This window comes from Alkalihalobacillus pseudalcaliphilus, from assembly GCF_028610675.1.
Classification (GTDB): Bacteria; Bacillota; Bacilli; order Bacillales; family Bacillaceae_D; genus Alkalihalobacillus; species Alkalihalobacillus pseudalcaliphilus.
In genome coordinates this window covers 816,078-833,441 of the sequence record NZ_JAQQWS010000001.1, presented here as the reverse complement: position 1 = coordinate 833,441, position 17,364 = coordinate 816,078, and the positions used below count along the sequence as shown (strand labels likewise).

General features: G+C 36.7%; 19 protein-coding genes. 13 read left to right on the top strand and 6 right to left on the bottom strand.

The features are described from left to right. Positions 1 to 234: 234 nt before the first annotated feature. The 3 genes from PQ479_RS04040 to PQ479_RS04030 are packed head-to-tail and all read right to left on the bottom strand — an operon-like array spanning position 235 to position 835. On the bottom strand, positions 235 to 381 hold the full coding sequence (locus tag PQ479_RS04040; protein ID WP_273716774.1) for a YvrJ family protein: 147 nt from the start codon (positions 379 to 381) through the stop codon (positions 235 to 237). Beyond that, on the bottom strand, positions 382 to 606 hold the full coding sequence (locus PQ479_RS04035; protein ID WP_047988903.1) for a DUF2922 domain-containing protein: 225 nt from the start codon (positions 604 to 606) through the stop codon (positions 382 to 384). Positions 607 to 628: 22 nt separating this feature from the next. Beyond that, the gene (locus PQ479_RS04030) at positions 629 to 835 is read right to left on the bottom strand and encodes a DUF1659 domain-containing protein (RefSeq protein WP_047988904.1); all 207 of its coding nucleotides are present in this window, start codon (positions 833 to 835) and stop codon (positions 629 to 631) included. A gap of 434 nt (positions 836 to 1,269) precedes the next feature. Here PQ479_RS04030 and PQ479_RS04025 point away from each other — a divergent pair, with 434 nt between their 5' ends. Continuing rightward, the gene (locus PQ479_RS04025; RefSeq protein ID WP_047988905.1) at positions 1,270 to 3,066 is read left to right on the top strand and encodes a PAS domain-containing protein; all 1,797 of its coding nucleotides are present in this window, start codon (positions 1,270 to 1,272) and stop codon (positions 3,064 to 3,066) included. A 54-nt stretch (positions 3,067 to 3,120) separates the two neighbouring features. Here the strand turns inward: PQ479_RS04025 and PQ479_RS04020 are convergent, their stop codons facing one another. Next, positions 3,121 to 3,756 (bottom strand): LysE family translocator, encoded by a 636-nt coding sequence (locus tag PQ479_RS04020; RefSeq protein ID WP_047988906.1) that lies wholly within the window; start codon positions 3,754 to 3,756, stop codon positions 3,121 to 3,123. Between the two features lie 410 nt (positions 3,757 to 4,166). Between PQ479_RS04020 and PQ479_RS04015 the strand changes: the two genes are divergently transcribed. The 6 genes from PQ479_RS04015 to PQ479_RS03990 all read left to right on the top strand — a co-directional run bounded on the left by PQ479_RS04015 (position 4,167) and on the right by PQ479_RS03990 (position 8,569). Further along, positions 4,167 to 4,331 (top strand): hypothetical protein, encoded by a 165-nt coding sequence (locus PQ479_RS04015; protein ID WP_273716772.1) that lies wholly within the window; start codon positions 4,167 to 4,169, stop codon positions 4,329 to 4,331. Positions 4,332 to 4,689: 358 nt separating this feature from the next. Then, the gene (locus PQ479_RS04010; protein WP_053070407.1) at positions 4,690 to 5,490 is read left to right on the top strand and encodes a transporter substrate-binding domain-containing protein; all 801 of its coding nucleotides are present in this window, start codon (positions 4,690 to 4,692) and stop codon (positions 5,488 to 5,490) included. A gap of 42 nt (positions 5,491 to 5,532) precedes the next feature. Beyond that, positions 5,533 to 6,192: an amino acid ABC transporter permease gene (locus tag PQ479_RS04005; RefSeq protein ID WP_047988907.1), complete on the top strand. Its 660-nt coding sequence runs from the start codon at positions 5,533 to 5,535 to the stop codon at positions 6,190 to 6,192. Further along, positions 6,185 to 6,907: an amino acid ABC transporter ATP-binding protein gene (locus PQ479_RS04000; protein ID WP_047988908.1), complete on the top strand. Its 723-nt coding sequence runs from the start codon at positions 6,185 to 6,187 to the stop codon at positions 6,905 to 6,907. The genes PQ479_RS04005 and PQ479_RS04000 overlap by 8 nt, the downstream gene beginning before the upstream one ends. 112 nt (positions 6,908 to 7,019) lie before the next feature. Then, positions 7,020 to 8,024, top strand: coding sequence for an aromatic acid exporter family protein (locus tag PQ479_RS03995; protein WP_420535520.1), 1,005 nt, complete (start codon positions 7,020 to 7,022; stop codon positions 8,022 to 8,024). A gap of 62 nt (positions 8,025 to 8,086) precedes the next feature. Beyond that, positions 8,087 to 8,569: a L,D-transpeptidase gene (locus PQ479_RS03990; RefSeq protein WP_047989571.1), complete on the top strand. Its 483-nt coding sequence runs from the start codon at positions 8,087 to 8,089 to the stop codon at positions 8,567 to 8,569. Between the two features lie 227 nt (positions 8,570 to 8,796). Here PQ479_RS03990 and prli42 read toward each other — a convergent pair whose 3' ends face one another. Then, positions 8,797 to 8,886: a stressosome-associated protein Prli42 gene (gene prli42, locus PQ479_RS03985; protein ID WP_273716770.1), complete on the bottom strand. Its 90-nt coding sequence runs from the start codon at positions 8,884 to 8,886 to the stop codon at positions 8,797 to 8,799. 352 nt (positions 8,887 to 9,238) lie between these two features. Here prli42 and PQ479_RS03980 point away from each other — a divergent pair, with 352 nt between their 5' ends. Next, positions 9,239 to 10,360: a M20/M25/M40 family metallo-hydrolase gene (locus PQ479_RS03980; RefSeq protein WP_047988911.1), complete on the top strand. Its 1,122-nt coding sequence runs from the start codon at positions 9,239 to 9,241 to the stop codon at positions 10,358 to 10,360. A 237-nt stretch (positions 10,361 to 10,597) separates the two neighbouring features. Here PQ479_RS03980 and PQ479_RS03975 read toward each other — a convergent pair whose 3' ends face one another. Continuing rightward, positions 10,598 to 10,807 carry a hypothetical protein gene (locus PQ479_RS03975; RefSeq protein WP_273716768.1) on the bottom strand — a complete coding sequence of 70 codons (210 nt, stop codon included), beginning with the start codon at positions 10,805 to 10,807 and terminating at the stop codon, positions 10,598 to 10,600. Positions 10,808 to 11,157: 350 nt separating this feature from the next. Between PQ479_RS03975 and PQ479_RS03970 the strand changes: the two genes are divergently transcribed. From PQ479_RS03970 to fliS, 5 genes are all read left to right on the top strand, one after another. Continuing rightward, entirely contained in the window at positions 11,158 to 12,786 is a 1,629-nt protein-coding gene (locus PQ479_RS03970) for a Na/Pi cotransporter family protein (protein WP_047988913.1), read from the top strand. Positions 12,787 to 12,997: 211 nt separating this feature from the next. Continuing rightward, positions 12,998 to 14,233 (top strand): DNA polymerase IV, encoded by a 1,236-nt coding sequence (locus tag PQ479_RS03965; RefSeq protein WP_047988914.1) that lies wholly within the window; start codon positions 12,998 to 13,000, stop codon positions 14,231 to 14,233. 78 nt (positions 14,234 to 14,311) lie between these two features. Next, complete coding sequence (locus PQ479_RS03960) at positions 14,312 to 16,567, top strand: hypothetical protein (protein ID WP_047988915.1); 2,256 nt, start codon at positions 14,312 to 14,314, stop codon at positions 16,565 to 16,567. Further along, positions 16,564 to 16,860, top strand: a complete 297-nt coding sequence (locus PQ479_RS03955) for an EscU/YscU/HrcU family type III secretion system export apparatus switch protein (protein ID WP_047988916.1) — start codon at positions 16,564 to 16,566, stop codon at positions 16,858 to 16,860. The genes PQ479_RS03960 and PQ479_RS03955 overlap by 4 nt, the downstream gene beginning before the upstream one ends. 56 nt (positions 16,861 to 16,916) lie before the next feature. Then, complete coding sequence (gene fliS, locus PQ479_RS03950; protein WP_047988917.1) at positions 16,917 to 17,342, top strand: flagellar export chaperone FliS; 426 nt, start codon at positions 16,917 to 16,919, stop codon at positions 17,340 to 17,342. Positions 17,343 to 17,364: the final 22 nt, after the last annotated feature.

Here is a 17,364-nt window from a genome sequence, read left to right as displayed (position 1 = left end):
TATAACAATATGATTTTTTAGTATGGGACATTTGAAAAAAATTATGTATACCTTTTAATTAATCTTCAAAAGCTTGGATAATCTGTCATAGTTTCGCATCTATTAATCATTACTCCTCTGTTTCAACGAATTCAATAATGAAGGCTCAAACATAATGATTCCAGTAATTCGAGCGTGCTTATCAGTCAACGAAATGAAAAAAGAGGTAGGGTTTAGACCCACCTCTTTTTCATGTCATTCTGGCTTCATTTTATTCGGAAGTTGTTCTACCGCAACAATCACATGGTCTAACTTTTGCTCGAGGCGGTGTAGCAAATAAAATGTGACGACAACAGGAAAACTATACTCCGCAATGTAAGGAAGCCAAACCTCGATATTCATTTAGCTAATAGGTAATTCAATATTCTCTACTTGACGATCGACTAATCTCGCCCCACGAATTGCGACAATGTCGCCACCAGTTGAAGAAACGGCTCCTGATGAAATCATAGAAAGCATCGCCTCATAAACCGTTTGAGGCTCGACAGGTTCAATTGGATAGTCGACCGAAATAGTCACTTGCTTTTCTTCTTCATTTTCAAAAAGTAACTCTAGCTTTTTACTCATTTTAACTCCTCCTTAAATGGTTTTAGATGATACCGTACTGATTAATTCGATTGGCAACTTCAAGTTGATACTGTTGTAAGGAGACGTAAGCCTGTGCAAATTGGACTAACTCTTCATCGTTAGCACTCCCTTTTACTAGCTGGAATGATTTACTTAAATAAGAGATTTCACCAAATTCATCCGTACCAACAATAAATCGTAACGCTAATCGGCTATTTTGAGCTTCCATATTAACACCTCCTTTCAACTTATAAATCGAAGTGAATGATTGAAATGGTGAAATAATCTTTTGTGGGTCGTAGTGAGTAGGACTTGATTTGGTTGGCATAATTTGTTGTCGTAAAACAATGAGATTCGCATTAATATCTCCTAATTTAGAGAGCTTATTAATAGGAATGGACAGGAAAAAAGTATGGGATGAATGGATTCTGTTGAAAAATGTCGCAAAAAAATCGATAAATATTCCTGTGAAGGAGGAGGATTTAATTTAGGAAAATCGAATAATATTACTGAACTCATAATGTAAATAAGGTTTGACTGCCTATAATAGACAGTTGAGGTCTACGTAGTTAAAACAGGCTGCAAAGGTCTAAATTGACTCGACCAAAAGTAAGTTGAGTGGCCCTATAAACTGAAGTTTCACTATATAAGGAGAATGTGGTTATGGAGGTATCTATTTATCAACTGTGTTTTAATGCTACGTCAACGTGGCAAGCTGTTATTAATAAGGACGGGCTAATATTAGAAGTGAACGAAACGTTTTGTAAAAGCTTCGGTTTTAAGAGAGAAGAATTATTAAAAGTATCATTTTACCAATTATTAACTGAAGATTCGGATTTTAAGTTTGTTTTAACTCATAACACGGCTTCAACGGTTATTCACTTACTTGGTTCATCAGGTGTCTTCCAGGAGACGAAAGTTTTTATCTCACCAATCGTTGATAGTGAAAGTCAGAATACGTATTATTTGCTCCAATTAAGTCCCGTTCAAAACTATCAACAACTTACCTATTTTAAGCGTGCTCAAGAGGAGGGGATGTTTCAGCATCAGCACCTCGAAGGGATGAGTCAATTAATACTAGAGAATTTAAAGGATGCAGTGATGACGATTCAATTTGATGGTCAAGTATTATTTATGAATTATCGAGCGGTTGAACTTTTTGGTGATCAAGTTGAGAAAGTGAAAAGAATGAACTTCTGGAATTTTTTAGAAGAACAAGATTTAGAGATTACCCACAAAATCCATCAGTTTTTGGCAGGTGAAGAAACCTTTAGTTCGGAAGAGTTTTTAACAAGCTTAGATGGTTGGTTTGATATTCGTGCCTATCGAATGGAAGATAAAATCACGGTTTTTTTTCTTAATATTACGAAAAGAAAAAAAGCTGAACAATACTTAAAAGATAGTGAAATGCATTATCGAAGTTTAGTTGAACATATACCAGAGACGATTACTGTACACGATGGAACCCGCTTTATTTATATGAATCCTGCAGGGGTGAAATTATTTAAAGCACAAGAAAAGGGTGATATCGTTGGACATCCTCTTAATAAGTTATTTATCGGACAAGAGTACAGGCGAGCAAGGGAAAATATTCGCTTACTTTTAACCAATAAGAAGAAAATTACAACGACAATTTTTAGGTTACGTTGTATAAATGGTGAATATCGAGAAGTAGAGGCCTCAACGACCATTATCTTATTTAGGGGAAAGCCCTCATTTAGGACGATTTTTAAAGACGTTTCTGAGCGAAAGCGAATGGATGACATCTTGCGGAAATCAGATAAGTTATCTGCTGTTGCTCAAATGGCAGCGGGTGTTGCTCATGAGATTCGTAATCCATTAACATCTGTAAAAGGATTTTTGCAGCTTTTTGAAAAGGAGAAGGTGTACAACGAGCAATTTGTTAAGCTTATTATGGAAGAATTAGATAGAGTTGAATCTATCATCTTTGAATATTTAACCTTAGCTAAGCCTAATTATGAAACGCCATTTAAACGTATCAATGTACAAAAGTTATTAGAACAGTTATTAACGTTATCAGAAACGCAGTCGATTTTGAAAAACATCTATGTTGAATTTGAATACGAGCATGTACCTTCAATATTTGGTAGTGAAAAACAGTTAAAGCAAGCAATTATGAATTTAATTCGTAACGCCATTGAGGCCGTCGAAAGAAACGGTAAAATCATTATAAAATTAAAAAATCACCCCGATGAGCAAGTATGTATTCAAATCGAAGATAATGGCTGTGGTATTTCTACAGAAAGAATTGAAAGGTTGGGTGAACCATTTTATTCGACGAAAGAAAAAGGCACAGGACTTGGTCTAATGGTTTGTTATAAAATATTGGAACATCACAATGGTCTCTTACACGTGCAAAGTGAAGTTAATGTTGGAACAAAGGTCGAAGTGATTTTGCCTGCATTTGTTCCGGTTCCAGAAGAAGTATTGCTAACTTAAGAAATGTAAAAAGCTTTCCTCGGACTAAAATAAGTCTTGTTTGGGAGGCTTTTTCTATGTGAGTAAAATAGTTAGAGCTTTAATCAAAAAGTGAATGGAAAAGGCGGTAAGAAGTATAGCAGCACCTATATGGATAAAGCGGAAAACGAATGGGTTCATTAATGTACGTAGGAAATGAGCTAAAAAAGCGATATTTAAATTCCATAATAAGATACCAAAAAATATAGCACTGCTATGCAGGGCAATCAGCGTAAAAGGTTGCTGTAATTGTTCACTTAAAACGGAACCATATATAGCAAACCAAAAAACGATGTTAATGGGATTAAATAAGGCAATGAAGAAGCCAACCTGGTAGGATTTCTTTAATTGCTTGGAATGAGCAGGTTCATTGCTGTGCTTATTCATCTTTGAAATACTTGTAGTGTCCAAACTATTTATCGCCAAATAAATAAGGATGACAGCTCCAAAAGAATACATAAAAAACTGGGCATATTCATGTTGTAAAAGAGGATGAAGTCCCCAAAATATAAGTAGCATAAAACAGATATCTGCAGTTATTCCTCCTAAACCAACAACAAGGCCGTTAAAGAATCCATGTTTCATGGCTCTACGAATAATCTCCACAGAGATTGGTCCAACAGGGGCTGCTAAGCTTATCCCTAAAAGAAGTGAAGAGAAAAATGGGGTCAATGTAAAACCTCCTTCCTAATGATAGTACATGCTCTATGTAATTTAGATAGAACAGATAATTATAATTAAACGTAAACCACGTTAATTAAAGCGACACCTTGCTATGGATCAAAGTTACTCATATAAATGTTAGCTAAATAGAATGATTGAGTGAATTTTCGCTTAATTTTTAGGTTTATCCCTTACATGTCGATATCTTATCTGTATCATCTATGGGAATGCCAAATAAATTTTAAAAAGATGTGTGAGAAAATCAAACAATCTCTGAGCTGTTGTGAAAGGATGTAAATGGAACAATTTATGTTATTTCTCTAGTTACTATCGGGTAGTATAAAAGTAGAACAGCGAAACAACTTAGAAATGGGCATCACCAAATTAAAACTATGAATCTAATTAGGAGGCGTTTTATAATGAGTAAAAAATTCTTGTATATGTTGGCAGCCGGTGCAATTTCAGTGAGTATGTTAGCAGCATGTGGTGGAGATGGAGAAATGGAAGACCCAGCATTAAATGAAAACCCTGAGCTAGAGATGGATGGCGAAGAAGGCGGCGACATGGGCGGTGACTTCGAGTAAAATATAGATTCTTAATGGAAAAAGATGGGGAGTGTTTCCCATCTTTTTTTTTTTGAGTATACTAGTTGAACAAGTCCTCTTTGATTACGTTCCCAGGCAGAGAAAGCCCTCAACATTTATCATAAGCAATGATGAATTATATACCTTTTCCCAATGAAGAATATTTACTGTTAAGTTTGTATAATGAAGTGACCAGTGAGTATGAATTCTCATTCATACCAAAGAAATAAAAGTCTAACTATTCCGATAATGGAGAAATATCATCTTTTTTTGTGAAACTAGTTTTCAATAATTTGATGATGTGTTATTATGCATAAGTGGGTATAATTATTAAATATTGTCTTGGAGGATTTTAAAAATGAATAAAATGAAATGGTCAAAAATTGGTTTAACAGCCGTATTATCAGTAGGACTTTTAGCAGCTTGTGGAACAGCTGATGACAATAATCAAGGTTCAGGTGAAACAGAGGTGGATGAAAATGCAGAAACATTAGTAATGGGGACTTCTGCAGATTATCCACCATTTGAATCTGTAGATATTACAACAGGAGAGTATGTTGGTTTAGATATTGATATTGCCAAACATATTACTAGTGAATTAGGGTATAATTTGAAAATCGAGAACATGGATTTTTCTACCTTACAGCCTTCTTTACAAAGTGATCGTATAGATTTTGCTATCTCAGCAATGAATGCGACCCCTGATAGAAAAGAAAATCTAGATTTCTCTACAGAGTATTATGATGCGATTAATGAGATGGTGTTCTTAGAGGAAGACGGTTATACAACATTAGAAGAGTTAGAAGGTTTAACCATTGGTGTTCAGTTAGGATCTATTCAACAAGATGCCGCAGAGGAGCTTGGTGAGGAGTACGGGTTTGAAGTCAAACCTTTTGATCGTATCCCAGAAACGGTTCAAGAGTTACAAACGGGTCGTATCGCTGGTATTTTAATGGAGAACTCGGTTGCAGCTGATTACACAGAGCGTCAAGATACACTTGCTTCATTTGCGATTGACACTGAGGATCAAGGTGGCTATGCGATTGCCTTTAATAAAGGTAGTGATTTAGTGGAAGAATTTAATGAAGTTTTAGACGAGATGATTGAAAGTGGTTTATTGGAAGAGCTCATTAATGAATGGGTACGTGATGTAGAATAATCCATCACTCCTTTTCTCGTAAACGTAAGAAAGGATGTTTCGATGGATTTTTTGAAGTTTGATCAAATTGTTCCTTATATCCCCTATATTACGCAAGGGGTTTGGGTAACATTATCATTTGTATCAGTAGCTTTAATTATTGGATTAATACTCGGTATTATCATATCTATTTTAAAAATTAGTAGGTATACGATCTTACGATTAGGTGCTGATTTTTATACATCTTTATTTAGAGGAACGCCGTTAATTTTACAACTAGCTATTTTTTATTTTGGATTACCACAAATGGGTATAGATATTACCGCTTATCAAGCAGGAATTTTAGCTTTTGGTCTCAATTCAGCCGCCTATGTTTCGGAAATTATACGTGCTGGTATTCAAGCGGTAGATAAAGGACAAGTCGAAGCATCAAAAGCTCTTGGTGTTTCGAATCGTCATATGATGATAAATATCATTTTACCGCAAGCGTTTAAGAATATCTTGCCTGCTTTATTTAATGAATTCATCAACTTGACAAAGGAATCAGCGATTGTCTCGACCATTGCCGTTACGGATATTATGAGACGGGCTCAAATTGTTAATGCCCAAGTTGGTTTGTATTTAGAGACATTATTATTTGTTGGTCTTATTTATTATACATTAGTAATGGGATTAACCTTGATAGGTCGACTCCTTGAAAGGAGGCTAAAACGCGGTGATTAATGTAAAAGCTTTAACAAAAAACTTTGGAAAAAATGAGGTACTTAAAGGGATCTCTACAGAAATTGCTAAAGGTGATGTCGTCGCTATTATTGGTCCATCCGGTTCGGGTAAGTCAACGTTTTTACGTTGTCTGAACCAGCTAGAAGAAGCGACTAGTGGCCAAATTTTTATTGGTGATATTGAGATTACCAAATCTAAAGTGGATATTAATAAAGTCAGACAAAAAATCGGTATGGTTTTCCAGCACTTTCATCTATTTCCACATATGACAGTACTTGAGAATATAACGTATGCTCCTTTGAAAGTGAAAGGTCAAACTAAACAAGTGGCTCTAAGTAAAGCAGAAGAGCTTTTGGAGAAGGTTGGATTACTCGAGAAAAAGGATACGTATCCTAATCGTTTATCTGGTGGTCAAAAACAACGTGTTGCGATTGCCAGAGCTTTAGCGATGGAGCCTGAGATGATGTTATTCGATGAGCCGACTTCAGCACTTGATCCAGAGATGGTCAAGGAAGTGTTAGCTGTTATGAAGGATTTAGCAGATAGCGGAATGACGATGGCTATTGTGACGCATGAAATGGGCTTTGCTAGAGAAGTGGCTGATCGTATTTTATTTCTAGACCAAGGGTTACTAGTGGAGGAAGCGACACCCGAACAATTTTTTTCTAATCCACAATCTGCAAGGGCCCAGGAATTTCTAGAAAAAGTTCTTTAATATAGGCGAAAAGTCAATGAGACTTTTCGCTTTTTTATACTTTGATTTCTAGTATATTCTTATATATACACGTATAATATAGAATAACTTTGAAAAGCTAGGGTGAATGAATGTGAGTGAAGCATGGAGAAGGTTACCGAAATATCGAATTGGTTATCGGACGTTAAAAACAGCGTTAGGGGCAGGTATATCCATTGGGCTTGCTCGTTTTTTTGACTTAGATTTTTATTCATCTGCTGCTATTATTACGATTTTATGTATTTCTGTGACAAGAAGACATTCATTAATCGTTTCTTGGGCAAGAATATTAGCCTGTGTCCTCGCTTTGTTACTAAGTGCGTCGCTTTTTGAATTGATTGGCTATCATCCTGTGAGTTTGAGCTTATTTCTTCTATTGTTTATACCTCTTGTCGTCGTTTTGAAAATTCAAGAGGGTTTAGTAACGAGCTGTGTTATTTTATTACATATTTATGTGCTACAGGAGTTTTCTTGGACAATTTTCTTGAACGAATTATATCTAATAATTATAGGTGTTGGGGTCGCCTTGTGTATGAACCTTTATATGCCTAGTGATGAGAAAGAGCTTAGGAAATATAGGCGTGAGATTGAAAAGAATATCTCTAACATATTAAATGAATTGGCAACTTATTTACGGGAAGGTAATGAGGACTGGGATGGGAAAGAGATTAACGAGTCTGTTCAGGTGTTAAAAGATGGTCGGCGTTTGGCAAGTAGAAGTATTAATAATCAATTAATAAGATTTGAAAACCATTATTATCATTATTTCCTTATGCGTGAAAAACAATTTGAAGTGATTGAGCGGATGATGCCATTTGTATCCGTTTTACATGCAAATTCTCCTGAGTCTCAAAAAGTGGCACGATTTATTGAAGAGCTAGCTAAAGCAGTAAGCCCTAATAACTATGTAGCCTATTTTTTAGGGGAGTTAGCAGAAATACGAAATGATTTTCGGAAATTGGAATTACCTAAAAGTCAACAGGAGTTTGAGGAACGCTCTAATCTTTCTTATATCCTTTATGAGTTAGAGCAATATTTATTAATAAAAGATCGATTATGGAATGAAGTGGATAAAACTGACCTCAAAGCAGCAGAATAAAGAAACAGATAAGTCGAAAGTAGGTATTAATTTTGATTAGAGGTTTGATTTTATTTTGTACGATGCTCGCATATTTATCACCGATTTGGCCGCTAGGAGTCAATCCGACTGTAGGTGATCCCTATCTGATTATTGATACGGCGAAAAATGAACTGGCGTTTATTAATGAAGGGAAGATTCAAAGCATTCATGATGTTGCTAGTGGACATATCGTTAATGCAACTCCGCTAGGTGAATTCACGATTGTCGTAAAAGCGGAGAATCCTTATTATCGAAAGTTAGATATTGAAGGAGGTAGTCCGAATAATCCATTAGGCACACGTTGGATTGGCTTTGACGCGAAAGGAACCGATGGACGCATTTATGGTATTCACGGAACGAATCATCCAGAAAAGATTGGGCAATATGTGACGGCTGGTTGTGTCCGTTTACCAAATGAAGAAATAGAAGCATTATTTGAGGAAATTCCAATTGGAACAAAAGTTCTTATTACCAATCAAAACTTGGACTTTACCGAACTTGCCAAACAGGCAGGTGCTATGTAAGATTTTAGCAGCGGTCAATTGAGCCCTGCACTCGAGTATGGGAGTAACTTTTATGACGAAGCCCGACTCACTTTGCCGCCACCAGGCAGGACGCGCAGCATGATTTTCGGTAGCGACGATTAACGCTCTATGTTCGCACTTTCATACAAAAGGACAAGGTGCTCATTCACCTTGTCCTTTTAATCATAAGTTGATTCAATTAATTCTCATCGAATGTTAAGGTTATGTTAGAAAAAACTAACTCCCATTAATACGGTCCCAAGTACCATCGTAATAATCATGATATAAATTATAGTTTTTTGGAATTTACGTGGCATGCTAACCCTCCTAAGTTTCACTACATCTATTTTACTTGGAAATGAAGCTGTGTACAAGTGCTTTTCTAAAAATACCATAGTATTAAGAAAATAATCATTTAATGAAGCTTTTATTAGGTGGAAGTACCAACATACCAGAGTAAAAAGAAGTGGTATCCTGTAGGGAAAGCGAAGAAGCACGAGCAAAAGCTGAATCACGGTATGAAGTGCCAAATGAAGTACCAACATACTAGGTATGAGCTTTAGAAAGAGAACCTGTACGAACTTTTTAAATAAAGCACTCAAAAAGATGATCTCATGTTAACTTCGTGGTAAGATCATGAAGTATTTTAATTGATGGAGGAATAGACGCATGATTAACACAGAACGACTATTAAATCAGTTTTTAGAATTAGTTCAAATTGATTCAGAAACAAAATTTGAAGGTGAAATTGCTACATATTTGAAGAAAACATTTACAAGTTTGGGGTTACAAGTAAAAGAAGATGACGCTGCAAGTAAAACAGGACATGGTGCAGGTAATTTAATTTGTACGCTACCTGCTAATCAGGAAGGTATTGATCCGATTTATTTCACATCTCATATGGATACAGTTGTACCAGGTAAAGGGGTCAAACCATCTATAGAAGGAGACTATGTCGTAACAGATGGTACGACGATTTTAGGAGCTGACGATAAAGCTGGCTTAGCGGTTATGATTGAAGCTATTCATTTTCTAAAGGAACAGGGTTTAAATCATGGTGACATACAATTTATTATTACTGTAGGGGAAGAATCCGGTTTAGTAGGAGCTAAGCAACTACAGCGTGAAGATTTAATCGCAAAGTATGGGTTTGCACTAGATAGCGATGGACCTGTAGGAGATATTATTGTTGCTGCTCCCTTTCAAGCTAAAGTTAAAGCTATTGTCCATGGAAAAACGGCTCATGCAGGAGTTGCTCCGGAAAAAGGAATATCGGCTATCACTGTAGCGGCCAAGGCTATCTCCTCCATGCCACTTGGAAGAATAGACAATGAGACAACAGCTAATATTGGTCGGTTTGAAGGTGGCACTCAAACGAATATAGTATGTGATCACGTAGAAATTTTAGCTGAAGCACGTTCGCTTGTTAATGAGAAGTTAGAAAAGCAAGTTTCGAAAATGAAGGCTGCATTTGAAGAGACAGCAGCTTCAATGGGGACAAAGGCTACGGTTGATATTACGATTATGTATCCGGGTTATAAGCGCTCAGAAGGTGATGAAGTTGTAGAAGTAGCCAAACGTGCGATTGAATCAATTGGAAGAGAACCGAAGCTTCTACAAAGTGGCGGTGGTAGTGATGCTAATATTATTGCCGGGATGGGCATACCAACGGTGAATTTAGCAGTTGGTTATGAAGAAATCCATACGAAAAATGAAAAGATGTCAATTACGGAATTAAATAAACTAGCAGAGCTTGTCGTGACGATCATTAGACAGACAACCCAATCATAATGACCCAAAAAAGAGTGCGATTAAGTTGATTATCGCATTCTTTTTTATAATCCCTTTTATAAGACAGACAGCCTCACTTGATTGTAAAACATATAGTAAAAGTCGGGGACATTCCACACAAAAAATGTCTCCGACTTTACTATTTTTGAAGGTCGCACTTGACCTTCTTTTTTATATGATCCTATAAAGTAGGAATCTATGTTGAATTTTGGGACATACTAACCTTTGAACGAATGACTAATGGAAAGTCCTTGATTCAGGGCTTGTTCGACCAAACTCTAAACACTCTAAAATAGTTTCTTCATCTTCACCTAACATCTCAGCTAGTTGAATAATAGATGGTGATTGATAATTTACGAGACGGTAATTTTGAATAGTGCTATGGACATGTTCGAGAAGGTCAGAGTATACTTTTGGTTGACTTGAGTGTGTTACATACATCGACATCAAAACACCCCCAACTGTAATATGAACCTGTCTTTTATTAACCTTAACGTACATATAAAAATAAAGCAATTCTTTATCAGTATTTTTGAATTTTTCAATAATCATTATGTAAGTGTTTCAACATTAATAATGTAAATCCCTTCATTTACCATATAAATTAAAATGTTAGAAAATTCACTGATATTTTATGAGTTATTATTAAAATAAGGGTTCAATTGTAAAGGTTTTGTAAAGGTGAGCATTACATTATTAAAAATGTGTAAATGATGACTAATCTGTGTTTACAGTTATCATAAAAAAAGTTATGCTAATATGCGGAAAAAGAAAAATAACCTCTAGGAGTGGAATGAATGGTTGAAATTAATATCCAAGAGACGATCTTTTATTTTCTTGGCGGCTTAGGGATTTTCCTATTTGGTATTAAATTTATGGGTGATGGCCTTAAAAACTCAGCAGGTAATCGCCTAAGAGAGATTTTAGATAAAATGACATCTAACCCTGTAAAAGGTGTTCTTGCAGGTATTCTAGTAACAATTTTAATACAATCGAGTTCTGGAACAACGGCTTTAACCGTTGGATTAGTTAGTGCGGGTTTTATGACACTTAGACAAGCAATTGGTGTCATTATGGGTGCCAATATCGGTACAACTGTCACAGCTTTTATTATTGGGATAGATATTGGTGAATATGCACTACCTATCTTATTTGTCGGTACAGCATTAATTTTCTTCTTTAAAAAACCGGTCATTAACTACGTTGGACAAGTATTCTTTGGCTTTGGTGCTTTATTTTATGGCTTAGAGCTGATGGGCGGTGCTGTGAAGCCATTAGCTGATTTAGAGGCTTTCTCTACATTGACGTTAACCATGAGTGATAATCCATTGCTCGGGGTTCTAGTCGGAACGGTTATGACGATTATTATACAAAGTTCAACCGCAACCATTGGTATTTTACAAGGATTCATGGCTGAAGGTGCAATGACTTTAGATGCAGCTTTACCAGTTCTTTTAGGTGATAACTTAGGTACAACGATTACTGCTTTATTAGCAGCGATTGGAACCACGATTGCAGCAAGACGTGCAGCATTAACACATGTTGTCTTTAACTTAATAGGTGCAGTCTTTTTCTTAGTACTATTGGTACCATTTACAGCTTTAATTGAGTATCTACAGCAATTATTAAACTTAAATGGGCCAATGACCATTGCATTTGCTCACGGTTCGTATAATGTGATGAACACACTTATTCAATTACCATTCGTAGCTGTCTTAGCTTGGATTGTAACGAAGTTGATTCCTGGTGAAGATAAAATCATTGATTACAAACCAAACCTAAGTCCACTGTTATTAGAGCAATCTCCATCTGTAGCTCTTGGACAAGCTCGTGAGGAAGTAATTAGAATGGGTAACCATGCCGTTGAAGGTATGGAAGAAGCAACTAAATATTTGGACTCAAAAGATAAAAAACATGGTGAATTAGTCTTAATGTATGAAGAAGCTATTAATACCTTCGACCACGCGATAACGGATTATTTAGCTGGTATGTCTGGTCATACTATGTCAACGGCTGATACAAGATTGCATACGGTATTAGTTAATGCCGTTCGTGACATTGAAAGAGTCGGTGACCATATTGAGAATGTGAAAGAATTGGTTGATTACCAGCTATCTAATAAGTTTGAGTTGTCTAAGGAAGCAATGAATGAATTAAAAGAGATGATTAACCTTACGTTAACAACATATAAGGAGTCATTGGAGGCTTTACAATCGTTAGATCATCAATTAGCAGAGGAAGTTCTTGTTAAAGAAGAACAGATTGATAAAATGGAGAGAACATTACGTAAAAAGCACATAAAGCGTCTAAATGAAGGTGTTTGTACAGGAAGTGCTGGTATTGTTTTCGTTGATATTATTAGTAACTTAGAACGTATTGGAGACCATTCCGTAAATATTGCAGAGGCAGTGTTAGAGGAACATTGATACGATAAAGCTGTATGGAAGAATTAACTTCCATACAGCTTTTTTTTGCACAAGATTAAGATATGGTTCCATCTAGCCGTCATACAAAAGTTTGTTCTCAAGTTATGTTCATAAAAGATATCCCTTATATAGAGTAGATAGAACGGTTGAGGGCGAACGGATTTTCGTATAAAATAAAGAGACAAGGATATGGGATGAGAGGTGAGTTTGGATGAGTAGGCGTGTTATTTTCCATATCGATATGAATAGCTTTTATGCATCGGTTGAAATGGCTTATAATCCAGACTTAAAAAACAAACCGATTGCGATAGCAGGCAATGTCGAAAAAAGAAAAGGGATTATTGTCACGAGTAGTTATGAAGCAAGAGCGAAAGGTGTAAAAACAACGATGCCTGTTTGGAAGGCTTTAAAGCTATGTCCGAACTTAATTTTGCTTCCTCCTCATTTTCAAAGATATAAAGAAGCTTCTCAAGCAATGTTTGAGTTGTTAAAAGGCTACACACCATTAGTAGAGCCTGTATCCATAGATGAGGGCTTTTTAGATGCAACCTATTATTTACAAGAAGGCAACCCGATCCAGCTTGCGGAGGAAATCCAAAGTCGATTACTGAAGGAAATGGATTTACCGTGCAGTATAGGGATTGCACCTAATAAATTTTTAGCAAAAATGGCCAGTGATATGAAAAAACCAAAAGGTATTACGGTATTGAGGAAACGGGATATCCCGCAAATGTTATGGCCACTAGATATTAGTGAGATGTATGGCATCGGTAAAAGAACGGTTGAGAAATGGAAAAAATATAAAATTACAACGATAGGTGAGCTAGCTTTGGCGGAACCACATTTTCTTGAACAACATTTTGGTTCACATGCAATCGATTTAAAAGAACGTGCCCAAGGTATTGATAATCGAGTGATAGATCCTAACTCTATCTATGAATTTAAAAGTATCGGACATTCAACAACGTTACCATATGATACGATGAACGAAGAAAAGATTAACAAGGAATTAAAACGATTAGCTCAGTTAGTTGAACTGCGCTTGAAAAGAAAAGGTGTCTGTGCTTTCGGGGTTCAGTTAATGATTCGTTATGCTGATTGGAAAACGACAACGAAAAGTTATCAATTAGACAACCCGATTCAATCTGCGGATGAAATTTATCAAGAGATTAGTAGGCTATTTCTCATTTCGTGGAACAACCAATATATTCGTTTACTCGGGATTAGTACGTATGATTTAGTTGAACAGCAGCATGCCTACAAGCAGCTTGACTTATTTCATTACAAAGAGGAAGAAAAAAAGCATCAGTTAAAGCAAATGGTTGATCAGATGAAAGCGAAGTTTGGAGCGGATGTTTTTGTGAAGACGGATCAATTAAGTAAAAAAGAGGAAAAAGAACCTTCCTATATAAGAACGAGTTTCCAACGTGACTTTTTAGATCAGTAAAGAAGTCACGTTTTTTTTATTGAACATCATAGTAAAGATGTCGATATAAGATATAGCGAGAATGAAGGAGTAAAAGAGATGCAAATACAGATTCCGACTTATCAAACAAGCCAAACAAATGAGCGACAAGCCCAGGTGAAATCAGGTGAGAAGGTCGCAGTCACCGTAACAGAAAAGCATAGTTCCACAGAGGCTACGGTTTTAATAAAAGGAAGAGAAGTGAAAGCTCATTTTCCGGAGGGGGTTCCTAGTCAAACACGTAGTACGGTTGAAGTCGTTGCTGAAAAAGATGGAGTCTACACGTTAAAAGAACTTCCTAATCGTACTTCTCAAAATGAACAAGCTCTAACAAACCAACAACAAGTACCTCATATAAAAGGTAGTCCGGAATTAAAACGAGCCCTAGAAATTTTGCAAGCGAATAAGATTCCGCTCTCTCAAGAGGCCATTCGATCTATACAAACCTTCCTATCAGAGGGGAACGATGCTTCTAATAGAATGGCGACCATTAATGCTTTAGCCCAGAAAAGGCTCGAACCAACCATCGCTCAACTTAGGAGTATCCATCAAACATTACATCAAGGTAATTATAGTGATTTAATTAGTGAGTTAAAGATTAAACCGATATCAGTACGAGAACACCCGGTCATTAGCACGGCTTTGCGTGACCTTTTATCAAGCAGTCAACATCATGCGAATACCGATCGGATGGTCCAGTTACTTCAACAGGTAACACAACAGGCATTACCGCAGCAAAACATGGCGAATATAAAAGCCTTAGTATCTCTAATTGAGGGACATCGTTCTCAATTCTCGGCCCCTAATCAATTATTGCTATTCCTTACTCAGCTTGCTCAACTGGAAGGTAGTGTGCAGCAGGGGACATCCTCTTCTGATCAAAGTCGATTCTCTACATCTGAGCATGTCAACAACCAAGGTGGAAGTCAGCTTCATCAAGCTGCCGCGTCCTTACATGGTGTCGAGAGAAGTTTACAAACCGATGCTAATCTAAATCAGGTCATGGAACAAGTGAGAAGTTTCATTCATCAACAGGTCGAAATATTGGGACCAATTAACGAGCAAACACTGACTCAAAAACTGGATCAAGCTAGTACATTTTTGGCAAGTGGACGTGAGCTTAAAGCGAGAACTCAGCTAAATGAGCTCGTTCAACAAATACAAGCGATCGTAAAACCAACAAACGCGACACTAGAGGTCCAAACACCCGTTATGCAACAAGGAAAACAAATAGCGGTAACAACAGTTACAGAACAGATGGCCCAGTTGACAGATCGTTTCCAGCAATCTCGACGTGACCTCGTTCGCCATTTGGATGTGTGGGTCAGACAGCAAGAGCTAATACCCAATACTAAGCAAAGCAAACCGTTACTCGAAACAGCGATAAAAAAGCTTGATCACATGATGATGAAAAGTGAGATGCTCTTATTCGCCGACATGAAAACGGAACGCTCTTTATTAAAAATGAGTGGTCAACTTCAGGAAGCAAGGACACTCCTGCAATCAGGTCAGTTCCAGCAAGCGAAAGCGATTGTTCAACAAGTACAAAAGGGAATGGAAACACTCGTATTTAAACCGTCCGAGACGAAAGTACATTATATGACAGAACCAAACGGACGAGTCAATCAAGCGACAACCGCTTCTTATAATCCACCATCATCTCAAGAAGCGAGTGCAAGAGGTTTATATGAGCAAATGAGACAATTAGGGTTATCTCGTGAGGTTGATATCGCACAAGGATTTTCTGCAAGGCAGAGCGTGGCGGAGTCTAGTAATATCAAAGCTCAACTCATGCAGATTTTACAATACGAGCAAGAGGGATCACGTCAACATCAAGCAGCACAGCAAGCCTTACAAAATTTAACAGGACAGCAGCTTTTAAGTAGAACAGATGCACATAATCATCTTCAAAGCTTAATGATCCAAATCCCATATTTATTAGGGGGAGACACGGAGAATATTCAGCTTTTCTTGAAATCAAGACAGCAAGGTGAACAATTGGATTGGGAAAACTGTTCTTTATATTTTTTATTAGAAACCAAAAAGCTAGGTGAATTAGGTATATCAATAAGTGTGTCTAATCGCCAATTATCCGTATCATTAAAAAGTGATCACCCACTCTTAGAGCAGCGTTTAGCCACTTTAGCAAATGAGGCTACGTCACATTTACAAGAAATCGGCTTTAATGTCCATGCGATAAAATTTGAACGATTGAATGAAGAGGATAAAAAGGATGAGCAGTCAAGTACGCAAGAACTCATAGAAACTCCTCAACAAGCTGTGTTCACAGAGAAAGGATTTGACTACAAAATATGAATCATTATCAATATGTGAATACGTCTAAAAGGCAACAACTGAATGGTAAAAGCGCGGCAGTGATACGGTATGATGAAGGATCTGATGCCCCAAAAGTGGTCGCTCAAGGTAGAGGGCAGTTGGCAAATCACATTATTAATTTGGCCAAAGAGCATCAAGTTGATATGCAGGAGGATTCTACACTATTAGCTAATCTCTTAGAAGTTGATTTAGGTGACCAAATTCCGCCACAGCTCTATTCAGTAATGGCAGAGATTTTATTAATGGTAGAAAGATTAGAAAAAGACGCTTAAAAATAAGAGAATGTAACCGATACAATCAGTAACAAGGCGATTTAGGAGGGAAATCATTGGTTGGGCGATTGTCAGAAGAATGGGTTTATCAGAAGTCATCCCAAGAAATAACGAGTTTGTTGTATGAGGGGTGTATCATTCATTTAGAAGATGCGATAGCGGCATTTGAAGCCAAGGATTACGTAGAAGTAAACATCAAGCTTCAAAAAGCCTCAGACATTTTAGTTCGTTTAGGTTCTGGCTTGAATTATGAAGCAGGAATAATAACAGACCAGTTGGAGCAACTATATCAATATATGACCGATCAATTGTTTATAGCCAATTTACATAAGAACAAGCAGAAGGTAGAAGAGGTTATTTCAATTCTTGAAACGATTATGAGTGCTTGGCAAACGGCACTAGTAAAAGGGAAAGACCAAGAATCGGCGATGATAAAAAGTAAGAAAAATAGATACGAGAAACACGCGATTTATGAAAGTTAATCATTTATAAAGGGGTTTATTT

What these genes read in the sequence shown, in the direction of transcription:
- PQ479_RS03970 (WP_047988913.1), top strand. Translation starts at nt 11,158, where the DNA reads ATGGTTGAAATTAATATCCAAGAGACGATCTTTTATTTTCTTGGCGGC.
- PQ479_RS03980 (WP_047988911.1), top strand. Translation starts at nt 9,239, where the DNA reads ATGATTAACACAGAACGACTATTAAATCAGTTTTTAGAATTAGTTCAA.
- PQ479_RS03975 (WP_273716768.1), bottom strand. Translation starts at nt 10,807, where the DNA reads ATGTCGATGTATGTAACACACTCAAGTCAACCAAAAGTATACTCTGAC.
- PQ479_RS03955 (WP_047988916.1), top strand. Translation starts at nt 16,564, where the DNA reads ATGAATCATTATCAATATGTGAATACGTCTAAAAGGCAACAACTGAAT.
- PQ479_RS04010 (WP_053070407.1), top strand. Translation starts at nt 4,690, where the DNA reads ATGAATAAAATGAAATGGTCAAAAATTGGTTTAACAGCCGTATTATCA.
- PQ479_RS04035 (WP_047988903.1), bottom strand. Translation starts at nt 606, where the DNA reads ATGAGTAAAAAGCTAGAGTTACTTTTTGAAAATGAAGAAGAAAAGCAA.
- PQ479_RS03960 (WP_047988915.1), top strand. Translation starts at nt 14,312, where the DNA reads ATGCAAATACAGATTCCGACTTATCAAACAAGCCAAACAAATGAGCGA.
- prli42 (WP_273716770.1), bottom strand. Translation starts at nt 8,886, where the DNA reads ATGCCACGTAAATTCCAAAAAACTATAATTTATATCATGATTATTACG.
- PQ479_RS04040 (WP_273716774.1), bottom strand. Translation starts at nt 381, where the DNA reads ATGAATATCGAGGTTTGGCTTCCTTACATTGCGGAGTATAGTTTTCCT.
- PQ479_RS04015 (WP_273716772.1), top strand. Translation starts at nt 4,167, where the DNA reads ATGAGTAAAAAATTCTTGTATATGTTGGCAGCCGGTGCAATTTCAGTG.
- PQ479_RS04005 (WP_047988907.1), top strand. Translation starts at nt 5,533, where the DNA reads ATGGATTTTTTGAAGTTTGATCAAATTGTTCCTTATATCCCCTATATT.
- PQ479_RS04030 (WP_047988904.1), bottom strand. Translation starts at nt 835, where the DNA reads ATGGAAGCTCAAAATAGCCGATTAGCGTTACGATTTATTGTTGGTACG.
- PQ479_RS04025 (WP_047988905.1), top strand. Translation starts at nt 1,270, where the DNA reads ATGGAGGTATCTATTTATCAACTGTGTTTTAATGCTACGTCAACGTGG.
- PQ479_RS03965 (WP_047988914.1), top strand. Translation starts at nt 12,998, where the DNA reads ATGAGTAGGCGTGTTATTTTCCATATCGATATGAATAGCTTTTATGCA.
- PQ479_RS03990 (WP_047989571.1), top strand. Translation starts at nt 8,087, where the DNA reads ATGCTCGCATATTTATCACCGATTTGGCCGCTAGGAGTCAATCCGACT.